This is a genomic window from Mucilaginibacter sp. FW306-07-L (genome assembly GCF_058782065.1).
Genome location: NZ_JBYSXI010000002.1, coordinates 468,890 through 490,947, shown reverse-complemented (window position 1 = coordinate 490,947; position 22,058 = coordinate 468,890). Strand labels below are relative to the sequence as shown.

Sequence of the window (22,058 nt, the reverse complement as noted above, 5' to 3'; positions counted from 1 at the left end):
ACGTTAAAGTTTATTTAAATTAAACTTAGTTTATAAATAATAAACACTCTTTACTATTGCTGCAATAAAATCAAAGTCACACCACAGATTTTTTAACAGCAAAACATGGAACACTTTTATCCTAATTTAAAACGGCTCGCACTATTTATAATGTGCTGCCTGTCGCCGGTTATTTTGTTTGCCCAAACAAAAATTACCGGTACCGTAACTGACGAGAACAAGCAACCCCTGCCGGGCGTAACAGTGATGTTAAAAGGCAGTACCCAGGGTACATCAACCGATATTTATGGCCGCTTTATTATTACGGCAAATGCAGGCGATGTACTTGAATTTAAATTTTTAGGCTTTGCCCCGCAGCAAGCTACCGTAGGTAACAGCAATACCATGGTGGTTGCCCTTAAAGGCGACAGCAAAGCACTTAACGAGGTGGTTGTTACCGCCCTTGGTGTTAAAAAGGAAACCCGCCGCATTGGTTACGCCGTGCAAACCGTAAATGGCGACGACGTTACCATGGCCCGCGACCCTAACCCGATCACCGGCTTAACCGGTAAAGTGGCTGGTTTATCGGTAGGCCCGTCGGCTGAGTTGTTGGGCGCGCCAAGCGTGCGTATACGTGGTAACCAAATATCGCTTTACGTGGTTGATGGTATACCTATTAATACCGATACTTACAACATCAGCCCAGATGATATTGAAACCTATACCGTACTTAAAGGCCCTGCGGCTGCCGCTTTATATGGTAACCGTGCATCTTATGGTGCTATATTGATCACCACTAAAAAAGGTAATAAAAACAAAAAAGGCCTTACGGTTGATGTAAACAGCAGTACCGTTATTAATACCGGTTTCCTGGCTTTTCCGCGCGTGCAAAAATCATACGGCGCGGGCGAAAATACTTTTTACAAATTTGTTGACGGTAAAGGCGGCGCGCCGGGTGGTGTTGATGCTGATTACGACGTTTGGGGCCCGTACTTTGCAGGCCAGTTAATTGAGCAGTACGATAGCCCGATCATTAACGGTGTTCGCCAGGCTACGCCTTACACCGCGCGTGGTGCCAATAACCTGGATAACTTTTTGCGTACCGGTTATCAAACCAACAACAACATTGCTTTAAGTGCCAATGGCGATACATACAACATTCGTTTATCAGCCTCGCAGCAGCATCAAAACAGCTACATTCCTGAGCAATACCTGGATATAGCCAACGCTAACATCTACGCCTCTTTTAACCCTAACCCACGCTGGAAATTTGAGGGTAACGTAAACTATAACCGCCAAACAACGGATAATTTTCCGGATGTGCAGTATGGCCCGAACAGCTTAATATACAACATCGCTGTTTGGACCGGTGCCGACTGGGACGTTAACGCGCCGGATATTAAAGCTATCTGGCAGCCGGGTAAAGAGGGTATTCAGCAGCAATTTGCCGAGTATACACGCTATCATAACCCATGGTTCATGGTAAAGGAGTGGACACGTGGCCACTACAAAAATGATCTGTATGGCTGGATGTCTGCCAACTTCAAGATCAACAATAACCTGAATGCTACCCTGCGTTCACAAATCAATACGTACAACATTTTGCGTACCGAAAAAATGCCTTTCTCGGCGCACCCTTACGGCCGCGAAGGTAACCAGGGCGATTACCGCGAAGACCGCCGTAACCTGTACGACAGCAATACCGAGTTGATGCTGAACTACGATTATACCATCAAAAACTTCCTTAATCTTTCGGGTTTGGTTGGCGGTAACATGCGTAACTTTACCTATAATTCTAACTGGGCATCAACCGATTACCTGAATGTGCCCGGCATTTACAGTTTCAGTAACTCGAAAAATCCGGTACAGGCAACCAACTTTAATTCGGATATGCGTGTAATGAGTGCTTACTACTCATTAGATGCCAGCTTTGGCAAGTATGCCACCTTGTCAACTACAGGCCGTGTCGATAAAGCATCAGCTTTCCAAAGTCCAACCAGTTATTTTTACCCAAGCGTATCATTAGCAACCGTAGTGTCTGATTACGTTAAGTTACCTGAGGTGATCAGCTATTTAAAAGCAAGGGCGTCATACTCTAATATCCGTTCGGATGCTACGTCAACAACCATCGGCCCTGCACCGTACAGCTCGATTACCGTGTTTGGTGGTGGAACCGGCGCGTCGTTATTCAACAATCCGCTGGGCTATGGTACTACTTATAACTCACCATATAATGGCCCTGATTATTCTTTGGTACCGGCTTATACAATCAGCAAGCCATACAATAACCAAACCGCTGGTTACGCACCTGACTATTTATTCCAAAACAATATTGTAACATCAACCCGTGTTAACTACGAGGAAGGTTTTGACATTAAATTTATGCAGGGCCGTTTAGGTTTAACTGCTACCGCGTTTCAGTATATTGATGGTCCGCGTATTTTACCAAATGCCATATCAACTGCTACAGGTTACACCATTGAGTATGTAAACGCCCTTAAAACTAAAAAGACCGGTTACGAACTATCGCTAAGCGGTACGCCGGTTAAAAATTTAGGTGGTTTTAGCTGGGATGTGTTGGTAAACTTTGCAACGTTTAATGATCATTATTTGGAGCTACCAAAAGGTCAGGACACTTACCAAACGTTTTTTAAAGAAGGAGATCGTACCGATAAATTGTACGGTACCGCGTTTGTGCGCAATCCTGATGGCCAGATCATCAATGATGCTGCCGGTAAACCATTGATTAACCCTGTAGCTCAATACCTGGGTAATACCAGTTCTAAATACAGTTGGGCTGTCAATAACAAAATCCGTTACAAAACTATCAGCATGGGCTTCCAGTTTGATGGTTCGGTAGGTGGTGTAATTATTGACTATATGCACAATAAAACCATGCGTGGCGGTGCTAATATTGAAACAGCCGAAGGCGCTTTAGGTGCTGCCCGTTATAAGGATTGGCAAAATTATGGCAAAACCGGTTACAATGGCAGCTATGTAGGCGAGGGTGTGGTTATATCAAACGGCGCATCTATCAATTACGATTCAAAAACAGGCGCGGTGTTAAACTACGGCCAGTTGCAATACGGGCCAAACACCCAAACTACCTTTGTACAGGATTATGTGAGCAAGTATTACAATGCCGACGAAGCTAACCTGATGAGCAAAACCTTCTCGAAACTGCGTGAAGTAACCCTTAGCTTTGATTTCCCGAAACCTATGCTGCAAAAAACCTTCATCCAAAAAGCTACTGTATCAGTTTACGGCCGTAACCTGCTGTATTTCTATAAAGATAAACGCTTTAAGGATGTTGACCTTGACCAGTACAACTATGCAACAAACTCAACCGGTTTGCAGTCGCCAACTGTACGCAGCTATGGCTTTAACCTTAACCTGTCATTCTAAACTTACTTAGCTGTAAACAAAAATGAAAAAGATATTAAAACAATACATATTACCGGTAGCGTTAGCGCTATCAGTAACGGGTTGTAAAAAAAGCTTTGATGAGCTTACCAAAAATAATAACGTACCCACTAATGTACCGGCCGCGTTATTGTTTAACGGCGTGCTTAACAGCATAGCCGAATTACCCGACGGCCAAAAAGAGATATACAACCAGTATTACCTGTATAACTATGATTATTATGGTAACAACCGTTATGATCTGGGTGGTGGTGATGATTACTACACCGTGTTAAAAAACGTACAGGCTATGGAGCAACAGGCTGCCGCTACCGGTGGCGCTGCCATAAACCCTTACGAGGCTTTGGGTAAATTCTTTAAAGCTTACCTGTTCAGTAAAATGAGCCTGGAGATGGGGGATATCCCGATGACTGAGGCCCTGAAAGGCTTGGATAACCTGGAGCCAAAGTATGATACGCAAAAACAGGTAATGCTGCAATCGTTAAACTGGCTGGAAAGCGCTAATGATGATCTGGGCCAATTGATCGCTACCCCCAATAATTTTGGTACCGGCGAGGGCGCTGTGTTAAAAAATGATATTTATTTTAATAATAACCTGCGTAACTGGCAAAAGGCGGTTAATGCTTTGTATGTACGCTTACTTGTTCAGCTAAGCAAAAAAACTTCGGATACCGATTTGAAGGTGGCTACCCGTTTTGCAGGCATCATCAACAACCCAACTAAATATCCGTTGATGGAAAGTAATGCGGATAACCTGCAGTATGTATTTTTAGCACCAAACAATTATTATCCGCAAACACCAAATAATTTTGGACAGAGTGGTTCACGTAAAAATATGTCGTCTACTTACGTTGGCCTGCTAACACAGCTTAAGGATCCGCGTGTATTTGTAACTGCCGAGCCTGCCCGTGACCTGGTAGACAAGCAAAAGCAAAGCCCGACAGATTTTGCCTCATTCGTAGGTGCCGATCCGGGGCTTGACCAGGGTGTGATGTATAATAATGCCGGTTTGCAAAAATACTCGTTCCTTAACCGTAAGCATTTTTACTCAACCTACACCGGCGAGCCAAGTGTACAGATAGGTTATCCTGAATTGATGCTGAATATCGCAGAAGGTATTAACCGCGGCTGGGCTGCCGGTAGCAATGCCGAAACTTATTACATTAAAGGTATCAAAGCATCAAGGGCATCATACAGCATTCCGGATGCTGGTACATTTACCGCTTACTTTTACCGCCCGGGTTCAACCACAGGCGTTAACGTTGATAGTAACTATGATACCTATACCATTAATGCTGATTTTAATACCTATTACAATCAATCAACCGTAAAATACGCTGATGGTGCCGATGGTTTGAAAAAGATATTGCAGCAGCAATACCTGGCCCTGTTTCGCCATTCGGGTTTGGTATCGTACTTTAATTACCGCCGTACACTTGTGCCAACCTTTACTACAGGCCCGGGTACGGGTAACGGTGGCCGTATAGCCAAACGCTTTCAGTACCCTGGTGTAGAGCGCACGGCTAACACTAAAAATTACCAGGACGCGCTTAACAGGCAATACAACGGTAACGACGATATTAACGGCGTTATGTGGATACTTCAATAATTACACAAACTAAGCGAACGGCCATTAGCGATAATGGCCGTTCGCTTTTAAACGTGAAGCAATGAAAAAACTGTGTTTAATATTACTGGGCGCTATGGCTTTAAACAGCGCGAGGGCACAAACCAAAACCCAAAACCTCATCATTGTAACGCTTGACGGCCTGCGCTGGCAGGAAGTTTTTCGCGGTGCCGACTCGGCATTGATCGCCTCAAAGTTTACAGAGGATAAGAATGGCGTGAAAAAGAAATATTGGGCGGCTACTCCGGGCGAAAGGCGCGGCACACTGATGCCCTTTTTATGGTCGGTAGTAAGCAGGCAGGGGCAGGTTTACGGCAACCGCGACCTGGGTAATAAGGATGAAGTGGCCAATGTTTACCGTTTCTCGTACCCCGGCTATAACGAGATATTTACCGGTTTCCCGGATAAGCGGATGAATACTAATGACCCGATTACCAACCCGAACATGAACGTGCTGGAATTCATCAACAAACAAAAAGGCTATAAAGGCAAGGTAGTGGCATTCGCATCATGGGAGCGCTTTCCGCAGATATTGAATACCCCGCGTTCGGGCCTGCCGGTATACTCCGGTTATGTTGACGTAAAAAATAAGGATGCCAATGAGCGAATTAAATACCTGAACGAGTTACAGCATAATGTGCCGCATTACCTGGGCGATTCAACCCGTTTGGATTTCATCAGCTATGAGTATACTAAAGAATACCTCAAACAGTACAAGCCCAAAGTAATATACCTGGCCTTTGACGAAACGGACGATATGGCGCACGAGGGCAACTACAGTTTTTACCTGGACAGAATAAAGCAGGAAGACGGATACATCAAAGCCCTTTGGGATATGGTGCAAAGCGATCCGGCTTATAAGGGCAAAACTACCCTGCTGATCACCTGCGACCACGGGCGTGGCGAGGAGCCCATTGAAACCTGGAGAAGCCACGGCCAGGAGGTCAAAAATTCAGAGCAAACCTGGTTTGCCGTTATGGGGCCGGATACGCCGCCAACAGGCGAGGTTAAAACGGCTACGACCACTTACCACAAGCAACTGGCACAAACCATGGCCATGTTATTAGGCTTTGATTTTAAGAAAGCCGCCGGGCACGAGGTTGGCGACGCTGTTATTTCGGTGATCAAAAAATAGGCTGCATAAATTTATGACTCTAAGCTGGTGCACTAAGGTGTTCCGGCTTTTTGATTTATTAGTATTTCAGGCAAACAATTTTATTATTAAGTAATTATTATAGCGCCCAACCACCAGTAAGTATATCCGGTTGCGCTATACCTGTTACTTATATACTTTAATTGTGAATCCAACTAAAAACAACCTGAACATCGGGATCATTGGCGGCGGGCCAAGCGCCATGTTCCTGTATAAACGCCTTGTTGAGGCGGCTGATCCTACCATAACCATTACCATTTATGAAAAGGGCAACCGCCTTGGTGCCGGTATGCCCTACAGCGCTGCCGGTGCTAATGATGAGCATGTAACCAATGTATCGGGCAACGAAATCCCGGAATTGGTTACCACCGTGTCCGACTGGATAAATACCGTATCAAAGGATACGCTGGATAAATATAACATTAAACCCGAGCGCTTTAATGAGTACAAAGTGCTGCCGAGATTGCTGTTTGGCCAGTATCTGACCGAACAGTTCAGGTTGTTGCTGCAACAGGCTAAGCAAATAGGTATTCATACTACGGTTAAATACAATACCCCGGTGGCTGATATAGTTGATGATCCTGAAAAAGGCATAGTGCAGGTGATCACCGCCGCGGGTGATAAATTTGATCACGACCGTATAGCTATTTGCAGCGGGCATTACTGGCCAAAAAAATACGAGGATAAAGTCTCAGGCTATTTTGATTCGCCTTACCCGCCTTCAAAATTAACTTTCAAGGCCGATCATGAGGTAGCCATACGCGGGTCATCCCTAACTGCTGTTGACGCGATCCGCACCTTGTCCAGGTATAACGGGAGTTATGCAAAGGATGATAATGGCAAGCTAACTTATAGCGTATATCCCGACAGTAGTAACTTTAAAATGGTGATGCACTCGCGCAACGGCTTGCTGCCCGCGGTACGCTTTCACCTGGAAGATTCGCACTTGGGTAAGGATACGGTGCTGAGTGCTAAAGAAATAGCGGCTGTGCGTGCGGCTAATGAAGGTTTTTTACCGCTTGATTATGTGTTCGCAAAAAACTTTAAGGATGGCATCAAGCAGAATGATCCTGATTTTTATGAAAAGATCAAGGACATGCAAATGGAGGAGTTTGTTGATTTGATGATGGGTATGCGCGAAGAGCGCGATGCTTTTGAACTGTTGCAGGCCGAGTACGACGAGGCAGAGCGATCCATCAAAAAGCGCGAATCCATATACTGGAAGGAGATGCTGGGCATATTAAGTTTTGCGATGAATTATCCGGCCAAATACTTTTCGGCGGAGGATATGCAGCGTGTTAAAAAAACGCTGATGCCGCTGATATCAATCGTTATAGCCTACGTGCCGCAAAGCTCGGCCAGCGAAATGCTTGCCTTGCATAACGCGGGTGTTTTAACCATTTTATCGGTTGGGGAAGATGGTACCGTTGAACCCGGTAACAACGGCGGCGCGACAGTTACGTATACTGATAAGGACGGCGAACAAAAAACTAAACACTACCAAACCTTTGTGGATTGCATTGGCCAGCCGCACCTGGCGTTTAATAGCATACCGTACAAAAGTCTTATCAACAATCGTGTATTAAGTCCGGCTAAACTTAAATTTAAAGATGCCGGTGCAGGGCAAAAAGTACTTACCGAAGCTGATGGAAAAGTGATAGCCGGCAGTGATGGCGAGTATTACCTCATCGTGCCGGGAGTTGCTATTAATGATGATTTTCAGGCAGTTGACGGATATGGGGCGCTTAACGAACGGATATATATTTTAGCCGTGCCTTACATAGGCGGCTTTAATCCCGACTATTCAGGCCTTGATTTTGGCGAGGCGGCATCGGCACTTGTAAAAAAAGCCATGTTGCGTTAAGGCTGGCACAGCAATTGCAAAACATTATTCAAACATCTAAAAACTATGGAAACTACAGAAAATTCAATTAACGTACTAAATGATCTGATTGAGCTTAACAATGACCGCGTTGCTGGTTTTGAAAAAGCCATTGCTGATATTAATGATGAGAATATCGATTTAAAGGGATTATTCCAAACATACGCTACCCAAAGCCGCAAGTTTAGCCAGGAGCTTACCGCGCTTACTGCAGTTCGTGGCGGTGATGTTGAAACCGGCAACAGCGTAGCTGGTACTCTGCACCGTGCATGGATCGATGTAAAATCACTGTTTGGCGGTACTGACCGTGCCAGCATACTTAGCGAAGCTGAAAGAGGTGAGGATGCCATTAAAAAAGGTTATACTACCGCACTTACTGAAGGTGGTCTTAGCGGCGAAGCATTGCAAACCGTTACAGCGCAATCACAGGATATTAATGCTGCGCATGATAGCATTAAAGCACTGCGTGATGCCGCAAAAGCTTTATAATATTAACGCGTTGATATAAAGTTAAAAATGCCCGGTAATATCCGGGCATTTTTGGTTAAAAAGCAATTGGTGTTGTTTTAACAATTATTTGTTTATTTACGGCATAACTTAAAGTGCCATGAAAACCAAATTATCCTTTATAGCCCTGCTGATATTTTTATTAGTCACCAATTGGGTTAAAGCGCAAGGGCCTGCTGTTAAAGCATCCGCATTTACACCCGGCAAAATTTGGCCTGATAACAAAGGCGTGCATATAAACGCCCATGGTGGCGGTGTGCTGTTCTACAAAGATAAGTATTACTGGTTTGGCGAACATAAGGTGGCAGGTGATGCCGGTAACCGGGCGCAGGTAGGTGTGCACTGCTATTCGTCAAAAGATCTGTATAACTGGAAGGATGAGGGCATCGCGCTCGCAGTATCTGCCGATACGGCCAATGATATTGCTAAAGATTGTATACTGGAGAGGCCAAAGGTGGTGTTTAACAAAAAAACAGGCAAGTTTGTAATGTGGTTTCACCTGGAGTTAAGGGGGAAGGGCTACAGCGCGGCCCGTGCAGGTGTGGCGGTGAGTGATAAAGCAACCGGGCCTTTTAAGTTTGTAAAAAGCTACAGGCCTAATCCGGCTGCTATGCCGTTTTATACGGCCAGTACCCCTGAAAAAGATAAAGTTAACTGTGCCGCGCCCGGTAGGGACGACGAATATTTTTGCCGTGATTTTCCGGGTGGGCAAATGGCGCGGGACATGACCGTGTTTGTTGATGACGACGGCAAGGCTTACCACGTTTTTTCATCGGAGGAGAATTACACCTTGCACATAGCCGAACTTACGGACGATTATACCGGCCACACCGGCAAATTCATTCGCGTTTATAAAGGCCGACAAACAGAGGCCCCGGCATTATTTAAACGTAATGGTATTTATTACATGATTGGTTCGGGATGTACCGGCTGGGCACCCAATGCCGCGCGCTGGTTTACTGCCAAATCTATCTGGGGCCCATGGACGTATCGTGGCAATCCGTGTACGGGGGATGGTGCCAATGTTACTTATGGCGGCCAAAGTACACATGTGCTGCCGGTGCAGGGAAAAAAGGACGCGTTTATTTTTATGGCTGATAAATGGGTACCCAAGGATGCCATTGACGGGCGTTACCTATGGTTGCCAATTACTTTTAACGGCGATGATATTACCATCAGTTGGAAAGACGAGTGGAATATGAGCGTGTTTAAGTAGAACTACACGGCCTGCTGCTTAGGCAGCTTTTCTTTAATTTCATTCAGTTCCATTTCATAGGCGCGCATACGGGTGTGGAGAATATCTAACTCGGTGCGCAGCATTTGAATTTCGGTGATCAGTTTAGCGCTGTCGGCTTTATTGATCTTTTTATCGCCGGTACCCAATATCAGCCATTCGGGTGAGTATTTAAGCTGGAAGCAGAGCTTGCTGATAAGGTAATAGCTCATTTCCTGCTTGCGGTTAATTACCTTGCTTATAAACCCCTGGTCAACACCAATGGCGGAAGCTAAACCAACCTGGCCACCATGTTCTTTCACAATTACTTTAAGCCGTTTTACAATGCCGTCATCACTCATGATGGTGCAAGTATAATCAATTTGGCATTAAGCTAATATTAAACAAAAAATTTGCGGTGCCGCAGCCTTACCTCTTGCTATGCTTATTAATATAATTAAGTATCAGGTCGAGCCTGTTGGTATACTCGGGTAGGGGCATTTTCCCGGTATTGTAATCGTGGGTGGTTTCGTCAAGCTTTTGGCTTACCTTATTATACAGTGCCGAGTTTGCTGTTTGTATGTTCGATAATACATTTTGTAGCTTATTGAGTTTTGTCGCTGTAGATTGTTTCATCAGCAAGGGCTCAACATCCTGGCTTTGCTCCAGTATAGTATTAAATTTTTTGCGCTGGCGGATATCAAATATCAGGATCAGTATCAATATAACAGTGCCTCCGTAGGCGTAAGGTAGCAGTTCGTTCATGGTAAAAGGGTATCTTGTTTAACCTTACGAATTTTATGCCAATCTGGTTTTTTAACGATCATTAAAAACCGATCTGCCTATTTTATATCTTTCTCATAGCAATAAAAGCTGAGGCCGGGTTTATGGGCAAGGCTTATTTTGCCCTTGTTAATATACCCGGCTTTTTCAAGCAGGCGCTGCATGCCGGTGTTTTGCGTATTGGTGTCGGCCCGTACTTTGGTGATGCTTTTGCCGCGTGCTACTTCGTCGGCATGGTTTAGTAAGGCCACGGCAATCCCCAATCCTTGAAATTCCGGGCTTATGGCCATGCGGTGGGTAACCACGGCAGGTAAATTCACATCAATATCCGCCTGGGCGTAATCCGGTTCTGCAGCGGTGGTAATGGCCGTAACACCGGCAAGCTGTCCGTTATGTTCGGCAACCCAGAGTTGTTCTAATTCAATGTCGTTACTAAATACCTGGGCGTTAGGGTAGGTGTTGTTCCATTGTTTATTACCCGCAGCCTGCATCAGCGGTACTACCCGCGCAACAATGTCCATTATTCCAGGTACGTCGGTGAGTATAGCTTCGCGTATGAATGTCATATTAGTGGTTATGCTTTTTATGGATATCCTTAACTAAACACAGCTTTTTTATGTCGGCTATCTGTATTACAAACGGCGCGTATTTAAGCCGGTTGCCTACCATCTCGGTGGTATTGTCGGAGTGTGCTATTACTTCTTCCGGGTTATCGCCCGCCAGCAAGCGTTTGTACATGCGGTAATCGCCCCATTCAATGTAGTATACCTCGCCGGGCAAAATCTTCATGTCATGTATCACTTTTAGGGCAACCCAGCAGCCATTTTCAAGGTATGGGTACATGCTATGCCCCCAAACCGGCAGCGCGAAATCGCAATCCTCAATCCCCGGAAAGTTCATATGTCCTACCGGGTTGCTGTCGTTTATATCATTGTAAACCTCAACACCGGTTGCCGTGGCAATTACTTCATACATGGGTATGCCTTCAAAAGGTTTTTTGCTCAGGGTGATTGCTGTGTTGTTTTCTTTATTCTTAGTAGGAGACAGGTGTTCCTGATAAATTTCTTTAAATAACTTTAATTTTTCTGGATCAATATTCTGCCTGCTTTTTACAATTTCTGTAATTGTGCTGGCAGAATTGTAACCAAGAGCTTCGGCAAGTTGGGTGTTGTTATAAAATGCTTTACCACGTAGTTGCGTGTAAAGTATAATAAACTCTAACGTTTCGGGCCGAATGGTCTTTATCTTATTCGGTTTTGCAGATTGATCCATAATGAAAATATTTTATTTATTTCTTGATTTAAATACAGAAATATCTTTATATTTGTTTCGTTGTTTAAGGCTAAGCTAAAGCATATAAACTTATTTTCCAAACATCTTATAAAGAATTTACAGTAATTAAAGAATTTAGCATGTACATCGCCTACATATCACCTACACACTCGCCGGCAGCTATCGGTAATAATGAATGCATTGCCGCCGATGGTGCTGACCTGGCCTTTCATAACGCGCGAATGGAAGGTTATACGGCTGCATGTGCCAGGCTAAGTGAGGAGATTGCCGCTATTCAGCGTTACCTGCCCGGCTGGCTTCCGGAACGGCCGGGGCTAAAGTAAACCAGTTAACCGCCCCTTACCGGGGCAAATTAAAATCACATCTTAATCCCTGTAGCCGCTGCTATGCCGCGCTACTGATTAAACAAAGCTCCTCCTGAAGGGGGTTGGGGGGCATACGTCATGATCAAATTATCGCAAAAACTAAACAGCAGCTATGGTGGTTAATTATTTCGGTTGATTATAATTACAGCCGCATAGCCATTGCCGACCACGACCTTAATGATGATGCGCTTACCTTATGGCTTGAGGACAAGCAGGATTATAAAAATACGCTCGACGAATGCCTGCGCCTTGATTTACCTATAGCCCGCTTTGCCCGCATAATTAAAAGCGAAGGTTTAAACAGCTACGAGGGCACTAAGGTGCATGCCAAAAAAGGCTATCTATACAAAACCCGTATTGAGATCAGCGAACCGGTAACCTAGTACCGTGATGATGCTACGGTAACAGAGCAGCAGTGGGCACGTGAGGCTATACTTAAAGCCATATTAACCCAATTGGTTGAGAATGAAGTTTATGATGGTGTATAACAGCCAAGTGGCATAGTATGTGCCTTTATTAATAAAACATATACCGCCATGGAAAACAGATATATTGAACAACCCGCCGTAAAAGTAAAAACCGTTAATAACGATAGTTTTTGGCAAGTGATGAAGCCATTTGTAAAGTTTGGTGTAAAAACCATGGGCATAATGGCCGGCGCGCTTTGGACCATCATCAAGATCATCCCTAAGCCATCTGAATTTAAGGCTGAAAAACGCCCCTAAGAGTGGTTTTTATAGTCAACTTGTGTAGAAAGTCCACATAGTTTTTGGGTAGTTGGGTATTGGCACATAAGCAGTTAAATAATTTTAATAACTCTTATTTTATTATTAATCAATTACTTAAAATAGATTTATGGTTAAGCTGGGCTTGAAAAGCTTGTAGGTAAAACAGATTGGTCATCTTATTGAATACTATTCAGTAATTGTTTGGTATAATAAAATAATCTAAAACTGAAAAACTATGAAAAAGCTATTAAGCGTGCTGGTATTATCAGCCTTTACTTTAGGATCATTTGCTCAAACCGCACCTAAGGACACTACAAAAAGCACAACCAAAACAGACACTGTGAAAAAAGACACAACCAAGAAGAACAAAAGGTAATAATCTCCCTTCTATTCACTTAGTGTTGATTTAACAGACGATATGTCTATTAAAATAGAAACCCATAGCCAACAGGCTATGGGTTTTTGTTATTATATTAAACCTGAAAACTATATTACTCCACTCGTATTGTATTGGTTTTGCTTATGAGTTTGCAGCCAGGTGTATATATAGTCTGCAACTTCCTCCCAACCGGGTTCGCCGCAAATGTAATGGCTACGGTTGGTAAATTCTTTAAAATCAGTTTTACTAACCTCGTCGGTATAGCCATTTGCGTTTTTTTCACAAAGCGATGCCGGTATAATCTCATCCTTTTCGCCTGCGATAAACAACAAAGGTACATGTGGCATATCCAGATCAATACGGCCATCCGGGCCCATACAGTCGCGCAATACATTGCGGCTATCATGAGTAGCGGTTTTTTCATAAGCTATTTTAGCTTCAGCCTCGTTCAATGTGTTGCAAAATGAACCGTGGAAGCTTTCAAAATCCATATAAAATGGCTCGTTGCCTTTTAATGGGTTGGCTATCAGGGCACTGTTTTTCATAAAGCCCCAGTCAAAAGCCAGCATGGCGTTTGGTGCTACCGAACTAATAGGTACTCCCAATTCTACCAAACCTTTGCTTACTAATATCTGAGTGATAATACCGCCAACAGAATGGCCGATAACAATTGGCGGTTGCTCCTGAGCTTTAACAATAGCTTCTATTTCATCAACAATTTGTTGCAGATGCAGATCGCCTAGGTTTTGCGGTGGATTTTCACGTAATTGTTTTGGATCGCCCTCGTGTAACGGCCAGGCAGGCGCTATACAGTTATAACCTTTTTCAGTAAAATAAGCTATCCATTTTTCCCAGCTTTTTGGATTTTGAAACATGCCATGGATAAATACGATCGTGTTTTTCATAATAGTAATGTTTATAACTATTTATATAAAAAACATACCATTATAAGTCATTAACAACCGAAGGGAGTAGGGTACTTGTATTTATATAATTATGCTCTGACCAACCTGGTACAACTCATGAAAGGTGATGCCTTGCTGCTTAAAATGTTTTTTATAGTTAGCATAGCGCTGTAGTATAAAAAAGTCGCGGGCATAGCCATCATGTACAGGTAGTATTTGTTTAGGTTGCATTTTGTCGGCAAAGGCGGCAATGCGTAATTCGTTGGCAAAGGGGGCCATGGTTACCAGCAGTAACAGTGCAATGCCTTTGTACTCCATCAATTCATCGCCAAGGCTATCAACCGGGTAGAGTACTTTATTGTTAATTACAAATGCTGTCATCTGCGGTATCGGGTTATCCAGTAAAGGCTCATGCGTAACCGGGATGGCCTTTATTGTAAAAGGGCCTATTTGCAATTCGCCATTTTCGATCAACGTATAGGCAAGGCCTGCTTTGGTAAGCTGTTCGCCAACCTGGCTGTTGGCATATAGCTTGGCATCGGCCACAGTTAAAATATTATTGAGTATCTCCAGGTCAAAATGATCGGGATGAATATGGGTGAGCACAATGCTGTTAACGCCGGTAAACATATCGGCTGTAACGCGCCCCTCGGCGAATGAAAATTTGCCCGGATCAAACAATAATTTATGGCCTTCGAGTTCAAACAGCAGGCAGGAGTGCAGGTATTTACTGATCTTCATTGGTAGTAATTTATTAGGTGTAAAGTTCCTGTTCGTCGGTATAATAAGTTTTGCGGGTACCGTCCTTTATTCTTATTTCGGCACCATCAGGACTATGCGTTTTTTTAGCATTATGGATCAGCATAAAATCCCTTACCTCGCCATTTATAATATTCGGATTGCTTTTTAGTATCTGCTTTTCGGCATCGGTAAGTACATTCTTTATCGCCTTGGCCAGGGCTTTTACCTTATCTGCCGGTATTTTATTACTTGCCGAAAACGGCGAGATACGTGCGTGCCACAAAATTTCATCAGCGTAAGCATTGCCAATGCCTTTGATGATCTTTTGATCGAGCAAGATGTTTTTAACGGCTGATTTTTTACTTCCGAGCACCCTGGTATAAAAATTCACATCGGCTTCTTTAGCCAGTGCATCCGGGGCTTCCTTTTTTTCAGGATTGAGGGTAGGGGTGGCCGCTTTCTGAAAATCGGTAAGGGTAAGCCCGCTGCCATCAGTAAATTCAATGTCTATAATAGGATATTTGTTGGAGTTCTCTCCCTCAAATAAGAACAGCTTTCCGTGCAGCATCAGGTGCAATGCCAATACATCACCCTTTGAAAAGCGAATGTGCAGTTCCTTACCATCACGGTAAACCTCCTCCACCTTTTGATGCTGAAGTGTGTGGTTGAGTTCATCAGCGCTTACATTGAATTTGCCGGTATGGGTAGTAACCTGCTTTACGGCTTTACCTTTTAGTTTTTTATTAAGGTTGTGGCTGAATGCCTGCAAGTCGGGTAATTCGGGCATGGTAAGTGGAGTTTTTTTATAAAAACAAAGGCGCTGACAATATGTTCAGCGCCTTTTAATATTTACTTTCGCGACAGCTTAAAAATCAGAATATAAATTGCGGAAAGTACTGCGCAGGCCGACGGTAAGTATTGCGGCATTTGATGTACCCAAACGGTTTGATTGCTGGCGATAAACCCCGCCTATTTCAAACTTAACATTGTAACGCGGATTAATCAAAAAGCCAACGGTGCCCTCGGCATATTTTAAGGTAGTATTTAGGCCTTGCCCGGTGCTGGTACCCGGTATGTTATCGCCGTTAAAACCGCGTAATAAATTTTTGCCATAATTATCTTCAGTGCCGGTTTCATCAAGGCCATATTTGGCGTAGATCATTTTACCCTGTATATCAAACCTGCCTACAGAATAGTTAATGATGCCCAGTGTCTCTTTAAAGTTCGCGCCAAAAGGATGTGCCAACGGTTCGCTAAAGGCGGTATAGCCGCTTAACCGCTGCGCGCCAATGTAGGTGTAAGGCTGTGCGGTGTTATACTCAGCCAGATAGTTTAAGTTGGTTACGCCAAACAGATCGGCACCACGTACGCCAACCTGCCATGCGGTGCTGTTGATGGCTTTGCCCTGGCGGCCCTGAACACGATCAAGCACCAATTGGCCATAAAGGGCATTTTTATTAAGGAATTTATATTTACCGTTAAAGCCCGTTATGGAATTGCCCGGCATGCCTGATGGCCCCATTGAGCTTGCAAAAAACAACGGATTAACAAAGTTTACATCAAAGCCACGTCGGTTGCCCTGGTCATCAGCCTCGGGGGCAATGTATGCGTTAAAAAAGCCTAATGATGCCCGGTTGCTAATGGTCCAGTCGATATAGTGAAAGGCGGCCCATTTGCGGCGTGTATTGCCAAAGGTATCAAACCGGCCTGCCTGCCTGTCCTGCATTTGTGCCCACATAGCCGTATATTGTACAGGCCCCAGTGTAAGCGTGGTGCGGAAGAACGGGTAGTTGGTGGCATAGTCTGACAGAAGCAGGGAACGGTAGCCGTCGCCGATAAAGTTTTTATCCTGCCCTAAAGTAAAATTAAGTTGCTTGATAGGTGTGTATGATATTACCGAAGTTACGTACGACCAATCTTTGGTTTGTTTTAAGGCAAACTCACGATCATAAGCCTGGCCGGGTATCATTTGGGTGGTTCTTACATAATCATCTATGTAGGGTGCAAATTGCCCCTGGTTTTCAAAACCGCTGGTGTAAAAGGAGAATTTAGTGCCTATGGTACCACCTATCTGGAAGCCGCGGGTATTTAACCAGGTGCTTTCCTTGCTCTTAAAATCGCGGCCTATGGTTAAATCGGGCAGGTAATCAGCATAAAAGGTGTAGTCGGCTTTGCGTACATCAAACAAATGCTCGCTAAACAGCTTGCGGTAACCCCAGCTTTTACGGGTGCTATCCACCCCTAAATTCATCAGCTCATTGTATCTCGCGGTAAGCGAACTGTCAATCAGCAGCGGTTTTAACGCCGTGTGCAGGTTGTTTGATGTTGAATAAACATCGGCATTAAATTTTTGGTAGAACTGGTATTGATAAGGCAACTGAACGGATTGCGCACGGGCAAATGTGCCGCACAACAATGCGCCTGCCGTAGCCAATAATAATTTACAGCGTTTAACAGCGTAGATTTTTTGCATTTACACTAAATATGGGTACAAGATATAAAAATGGAGCTCAATATTTATATATAATTTGAGCTTAGCCTGCCAGCTATAAATATGATAGTTAATACTAAACCGGGGATTATTGTTTTTATCGGGTTAATGATTATTTTCACAACGTATGATTTATAAATCTAAAGATGTTACTAACTCAATTATTCTTTACATAGTTACATGGATATTAATTATAATATTTAATTTATTTGATGTTTTTAGATCCGGGCCTTGTACCCCTGGATTTGATTTTATAAGCATATACTTATCCATTATATTCAGTGCAGGCATAATTGTTATTATTTTGATTAAAGCAGCTATTAAATGGAGGCACCCAAATTGGTTATTGCTGCTAATTCACACATTTGGGCTTGGAAGCTATTTCCTGTTAGGATGGTTGTTGCTTGTGCAATAATTTGAATTAACGCCAATTTAACAGTTCTTGTTAAAAAAAGTTAATACCTGTGGTACTCCTCATAAAAAGCGGATATTTACGGCATTGAAGAAACTTTTACATCACTCCCTCATGCCTTATACTAAAATTAACAACCTGCTGGGTTGGGCTTGCTTTATTATAGCTGCCGTTACGTACACGCTCACGCTTGAGCAATCCGTTAGTTTTTGGGATTGCGGCGAATTTATTTCCTGCGCGTACCGTTTACAGGTTTCGCATCAGCCGGGCTACCCGCTTTTTGCCATGATAGGCAAAGTGTTCTCGCTGCTCTCCTTTGGCGATCGTACCAAGGTGGCGTACTTTACCAACCTATGCTCGGCCATGGCCAGCGCCGCTACAGTTATGTTTTTATTTTGGACGATAACCGCCTTAGCTAAAAAACTCACCGCTAAAACTTATGCTGATGCTATGCCCGGCCAAAGGCTCATCAGTATTATGGGGGCCGGCCTTGTCGGCGCGCTGGCCTTTGCGTTTTCTGATACCTTTTGGTTTTCGGCGGTCGAAACTATTGTGTTCGCGCTATCATCACTATGTATAGCTCTGGTGTTTTGGGCCATTTTAAAATGGGATGCTCATGCTGATGAACCCGGTGCCGACCGCTGGCTGGTGTTTATCGCCTATGTAATGGGGTTATCCATTGGTATACACCTGCTTAACCTGCTTACCATACCCGCGCTTACTATGGTATACTACTTTAGGCGATATAAAAACATCACCCTAAAAAAAGGTGTTATGGTGCTTTTGTTGGGCGTTGTTTTACTGGCTTTTGTACAATACGGCATTATACAATACACGGTTAAATTCGCTGGTTGGTTCGATATGTTTTTTGTGAACTCCCTTGGGTTTGGCTTTAACAGCGGCGCTATCGTGTTCTTTATCATACTGATCAGCGCCATTGTTTGGGGCATACTGTACAGCATCAAACACAAAAAGTACTATGTGCACCTGGCGCTCATGTGCCTCTCGTTTTTATACCTGGGTTACAGTTGTTTTATGTATGTGCCGATACGTTCAACGGCTAACCCTACGCTAAACAATACCCACCCGGATAATGCCTTTACGCTGGCCAGCTATCTTAACCGCGATCAGTATCCGCCAAGTCCGTTATTATACGGGCCATACTTTGATGGTAAGCCTATTGACCAAACCCAGGGCAAGGCACGCTATCGTAAAGGCGAAAAAAAATATGAGATAACCGGCTACAAGCAAACGCTGGTTTACGATCATAATACCATACTGCCCCGCATGTTTAGCGATGATGGCGACGACCCGCAGTTCTATCGCCAGTGGATGAAGATGGACGAAGGCCATACGCCTAATTTTATTGACAATATGGGTTTTATGTTCAGTTGGCAGATCTACCAGATGTATGCCCGTTACTTTTTATGGAATTTTGTGGGCCGTTATAATGATATGGATGGCCAGCAAAGCATGGCTAACCTGGACGGCAACTGGACAACCGGCATACTTGACGGGGCTAAACATCTGCCTAAATCAGTAATTGAAAGTCCGTCCTACGCGCCTTTATATGGCCTGCCGCTTATTATTGGTTTGGTTGGCATGTATTATCATTTTAAGCGCCGCAGGCGCGATGCTTTGGTGATAACCCTTTTGTGGTTTTTTACCGGTATAGCCATTGTGCTGTATGTAAACCAGCCATCTATACAACCCCGCGAGCGCGATTATTCGTACGTAGGTTCGTTCTACGCCTTCGCCATCTGGATAGGGTTGGGGGTAGTAGCCATTAGCGAAATGCTGCAGCAACGCTTTAAATTTAATAAGGCCCCGCTTGCGGCAACGGTGTTATGTTTACTGTGTGCCCCGGTGTTGATGGCCTTTAAGGAGTGGCGCGGGCACGATCGTTCTACCAAACTTACCGCGCATGATATGGCTTATAATTACCTGATATCGTGCCCGCCAAACGCCATTTTATTTACCTATGGCGATAATGATACCTACTCGTTATGGTACGCTCAGGAGGTGGAGAACATCAGGCCCGATGTGCGCCTGGTAAACCTGAGCCTTTTTGGCATCGACTGGCTGATCAAGCAGATGCAGCATAAGGTAAACGAATCGGCACCGCTGCCTATAACTATGCCGTATGATAAGTATAAAGAGGGCGTACGCGATGTGATCTATTTTAAAGATGAAAAGATACCCGGCCATGTGGAAGTGAAGGAAGTATTTGATTTCATTACATCCGATGATCCGCAAACGCATGTGCAATACCAAAGCGGCATGGAGGCCAATTACCTGCCTACAAAAAACTTTAAGATTACCGTTAAGCCCAAAGATGTTATTGCCAACAAGGTATTAAGTGCCGACCAAAACCGGATGATGGCCGATAGCGTGGTATGGCAGTATAACTCAAACCTCATTGTAAAAAATAACCTGGCCCTGATAGATATTTTGGCCCATAATAACTGGAAAAGGCCGGTTTGCTTTACCGTCACCATCGGCTCCAGCAACATGATGGGTTTGGATGATTACCTGTACCGCGAGGGTTTTACTTACCGCTTACTGCCTTTAAAACCTGATACCACGCTTCAGGATCAGGGAGCGAAGGTAAATACCGGGGTGATGTATGATAATGTGATGAACAAATTCAGGTTCGGCAACTTTAAACATGCCCGCTATTTAGACCAGCAATCGGTAATGATGTTTTACCCGGCGCTTACCACTACGTTTCTGTCGCTTGCTGATGGGTTGATGGCCGAAGGTAAAACCGATATGGCCCATAAAGTATTGAACCGTTTTGATGAAGTAATGCCTAATATTAATCCTTTTGTTGATGTAGCTAACCGTAAATCGCACATGGCGGAGATCGCCTTCCGGTTAGGCGATCATAAGCTGGGTACTAAAATGGCCGATGATATTTATAATTACCTGACGGATGAGCTGGATTATAACTACACCATTTACGATGACAGTCCGTACAGTGTAGACCTGCGGCTGGTTAACATCGGGGTATATATATTAAACAACATGGCCCGCTACACCAAAGCTGCCCACCAGGATGCGCTCGCCGCCAAAATTGAAAAGAAGACCAGGGAGTACGAACAGAAATTCGCCGCGGTTTTGCAGCCGGTAGAATAAAACAAAAGCGGGTAGCTGTGCAACACAACTACCCGCTTTTGTATATATATATATCAGATATTACAATATTTCCTTCAACTCCCCAAAGCTTGATATTGTGGCTACCTGTCCGCTTTCCACCTTGCCGAAACCGTAGTTGCAAAATATAAAAGGGACATTCGCTTTAACGGTCGCCTCGTAATCGCCCTGGGTATCACCTATGTAAACGGGGGCTTTCAGGTTAAAATCATTCACAATGTCAATTATGTTTTCGGCTTTGGGCTGGCCTTTGGTGCCATAGCACTGATAGCCCTCAAAGTAATGCTGTAGCTTGCTGTGGTTAAAAAAGGTTTCGGCATAACCATTCTGGCAGTTGCTTACAATAAACAAACGATAGTGCTGTTTCAGGTACTGCAACGTATCTTCCAGTTGCGGGTAAAGCTCTCCGCCTAAAGTGTTCAAAATCTCCAGTTCGGTTACTGAGCAATGCGCCTTAAATTCATTGCGTTTTTCATCATCCAGGTAAGGCAGCAGCTTTACAAATATGGCATCATAGGCCATCCCCGTAATTGAGCGAACATCAGCCTGTGTAATATCGTCCCTTATAAAATCAACCTTTTGCTTGGCGGTTTGCCAGGCCACGGCCACGTTGGCGGTACTATCCCACAGGGTGCCGTCAAGGTCGAAAATGATGCTGTCGTATTTATTTTTTAATGAAGTCGGAGTATCTGCCATAGGCGGCAAAGGTAATAAAAGCGAGGGGGAGTTATTGTCTGAAAAATTCAATGCTGTTTTATATATATCTTGTCATTTCGAAGCGATAGCGAGAAATCTGTCAGCGTTTATAGCTAAGCGACGGATTTCTCCTCGTACCTCGTTCGAAATGACAATTTTTTTGATTGATTACTATCTTGTCATATCGAGCAATAGCGAGATATCTGTTCGCTTTACTACGAACGCAGGCAGATTTCTCCTCGTACCTCGTTCGAAATGACAATTTTTTCTTTTCAAGTCCTCCCTCCCGGGGAGGATTTAGGAGGGGTTCAGAGCGTTAGCCTGC

General features: G+C 44.1%; 20 protein-coding genes. 11 read left to right on the top strand and 9 right to left on the bottom strand.

Annotation, left to right across the window (positions count from 1 at the left end):
• Positions 1-105: 105 nt before the first annotated feature.
• The 6 genes from AC3WJC_RS12310 (at position 106) to AC3WJC_RS12285 (ending at position 9,787) form a co-directional block, all read left to right on the top strand.
• On the top strand, positions 106-3,384 hold the full coding sequence (locus tag AC3WJC_RS12310; protein WP_492399410.1) for a SusC/RagA family TonB-linked outer membrane protein: 3,279 nt from the start codon (positions 106-108) through the stop codon (positions 3,382-3,384).
• Between the two features lie 22 nt (positions 3,385-3,406).
• Positions 3,407-5,011, top strand: coding sequence for a SusD/RagB family nutrient-binding outer membrane lipoprotein (locus tag AC3WJC_RS12305; RefSeq protein ID WP_492399409.1), 1,605 nt, complete (start codon positions 3,407-3,409; stop codon positions 5,009-5,011).
• Between the two features lie 61 nt (positions 5,012-5,072).
• Positions 5,073-6,164, top strand: coding sequence for a phosphoglyceromutase (locus tag AC3WJC_RS12300; RefSeq protein WP_492399408.1), 1,092 nt, complete (start codon positions 5,073-5,075; stop codon positions 6,162-6,164).
• A 163-nt stretch (positions 6,165-6,327) separates the two neighbouring features.
• On the top strand, positions 6,328-8,046 hold the full coding sequence (locus tag AC3WJC_RS12295; RefSeq protein ID WP_492399407.1) for an FAD/NAD(P)-binding protein: 1,719 nt from the start codon (positions 6,328-6,330) through the stop codon (positions 8,044-8,046).
• A gap of 45 nt (positions 8,047-8,091) precedes the next feature.
• Positions 8,092-8,553 (top strand): ferritin-like domain-containing protein, encoded by a 462-nt coding sequence (locus AC3WJC_RS12290; protein ID WP_492399406.1) that lies wholly within the window; start codon positions 8,092-8,094, stop codon positions 8,551-8,553.
• 118 nt (positions 8,554-8,671) lie between these two features.
• Entirely contained in the window at positions 8,672-9,787 is a 1,116-nt protein-coding gene (locus AC3WJC_RS12285; protein ID WP_492399405.1) for a glycoside hydrolase family 43 protein, read from the top strand.
• A 2-nt stretch (positions 9,788-9,789) separates the two neighbouring features.
• Here AC3WJC_RS12285 and AC3WJC_RS12280 read toward each other — a convergent pair whose 3' ends face one another.
• From AC3WJC_RS12280 to AC3WJC_RS12265, 4 genes are all read right to left on the bottom strand, one after another.
• Positions 9,790-10,146: a hypothetical protein gene (locus AC3WJC_RS12280; protein WP_492399404.1), complete on the bottom strand. Its 357-nt coding sequence runs from the start codon at positions 10,144-10,146 to the stop codon at positions 9,790-9,792.
• A gap of 67 nt (positions 10,147-10,213) precedes the next feature.
• A complete protein-coding gene (locus tag AC3WJC_RS12275) occupies positions 10,214-10,549 on the bottom strand; it encodes a hypothetical protein (RefSeq protein ID WP_492399403.1) in 336 nt (111 codons plus the stop codon).
• Positions 10,550-10,626: 77 nt separating this feature from the next.
• Positions 10,627-11,133: a GNAT family N-acetyltransferase gene (locus AC3WJC_RS12270; RefSeq protein WP_492399402.1), complete on the bottom strand. Its 507-nt coding sequence runs from the start codon at positions 11,131-11,133 to the stop codon at positions 10,627-10,629.
• 1 nt (position 11,134) lies between these two features.
• Positions 11,135-11,839, bottom strand: coding sequence for a S24 family peptidase (locus tag AC3WJC_RS12265; RefSeq protein WP_492399401.1), 705 nt, complete (start codon positions 11,837-11,839; stop codon positions 11,135-11,137).
• Between the two features lie 140 nt (positions 11,840-11,979).
• On the opposite strand from AC3WJC_RS12265, the gene AC3WJC_RS12260 reads away from it, so the two are divergent.
• The 4 genes from AC3WJC_RS12260 to AC3WJC_RS12245 all read left to right on the top strand — a co-directional run bounded on the left by AC3WJC_RS12260 (position 11,980) and on the right by AC3WJC_RS12245 (position 13,329).
• Entirely contained in the window at positions 11,980-12,183 is a 204-nt protein-coding gene (locus AC3WJC_RS12260) for a hypothetical protein (protein ID WP_492399400.1), read from the top strand.
• A gap of 104 nt (positions 12,184-12,287) precedes the next feature.
• Positions 12,288-12,608 (top strand): hypothetical protein, encoded by a 321-nt coding sequence (locus tag AC3WJC_RS12255; RefSeq protein ID WP_492399399.1) that lies wholly within the window; start codon positions 12,288-12,290, stop codon positions 12,606-12,608.
• A gap of 153 nt (positions 12,609-12,761) precedes the next feature.
• Positions 12,762-12,950, top strand: a complete 189-nt coding sequence (locus AC3WJC_RS12250) for a hypothetical protein (RefSeq protein WP_492399398.1) — start codon at positions 12,762-12,764, stop codon at positions 12,948-12,950.
• 238 nt (positions 12,951-13,188) lie between these two features.
• Positions 13,189-13,329 carry a hypothetical protein gene (locus AC3WJC_RS12245; RefSeq protein WP_492399397.1) on the top strand — a complete coding sequence of 47 codons (141 nt, stop codon included), beginning with the start codon at positions 13,189-13,191 and terminating at the stop codon, positions 13,327-13,329.
• Positions 13,330-13,439: 110 nt separating this feature from the next.
• Here the strand turns inward: AC3WJC_RS12245 and AC3WJC_RS12240 are convergent, their stop codons facing one another.
• The 4 genes from AC3WJC_RS12240 to AC3WJC_RS12225 all read right to left on the bottom strand — a co-directional run bounded on the left by AC3WJC_RS12240 (position 13,440) and on the right by AC3WJC_RS12225 (position 17,451).
• Positions 13,440-14,237: an alpha/beta hydrolase gene (locus AC3WJC_RS12240; RefSeq protein ID WP_492399396.1), complete on the bottom strand. Its 798-nt coding sequence runs from the start codon at positions 14,235-14,237 to the stop codon at positions 13,440-13,442.
• An 81-nt stretch (positions 14,238-14,318) separates the two neighbouring features.
• Positions 14,319-14,978 (bottom strand): MBL fold metallo-hydrolase, encoded by a 660-nt coding sequence (locus tag AC3WJC_RS12235; protein WP_492399395.1) that lies wholly within the window; start codon positions 14,976-14,978, stop codon positions 14,319-14,321.
• A 13-nt stretch (positions 14,979-14,991) separates the two neighbouring features.
• A complete protein-coding gene (locus AC3WJC_RS12230) occupies positions 14,992-15,765 on the bottom strand; it encodes a DNA-formamidopyrimidine glycosylase family protein (protein ID WP_492399394.1) in 774 nt (257 codons plus the stop codon).
• A 78-nt stretch (positions 15,766-15,843) separates the two neighbouring features.
• Positions 15,844-17,451, bottom strand: a complete 1,608-nt coding sequence (locus AC3WJC_RS12225; protein WP_492399393.1) for a gliding motility protein RemB — start codon at positions 17,449-17,451, stop codon at positions 15,844-15,846.
• A 544-nt stretch (positions 17,452-17,995) separates the two neighbouring features.
• On the opposite strand from AC3WJC_RS12225, the gene AC3WJC_RS12220 reads away from it, so the two are divergent.
• Positions 17,996-21,019: a glycosyltransferase family 117 protein gene (locus AC3WJC_RS12220; protein WP_492399392.1), complete on the top strand. Its 3,024-nt coding sequence runs from the start codon at positions 17,996-17,998 to the stop codon at positions 21,017-21,019.
• A gap of 60 nt (positions 21,020-21,079) precedes the next feature.
• On the opposite strand, the gene AC3WJC_RS12215 is transcribed toward AC3WJC_RS12220, so the two are convergent.
• Positions 21,080-21,733, bottom strand: coding sequence for an HAD family hydrolase (locus tag AC3WJC_RS12215; RefSeq protein WP_492399391.1), 654 nt, complete (start codon positions 21,731-21,733; stop codon positions 21,080-21,082).
• Between the last annotated feature and the right edge of the window lie 325 nt (positions 21,734-22,058).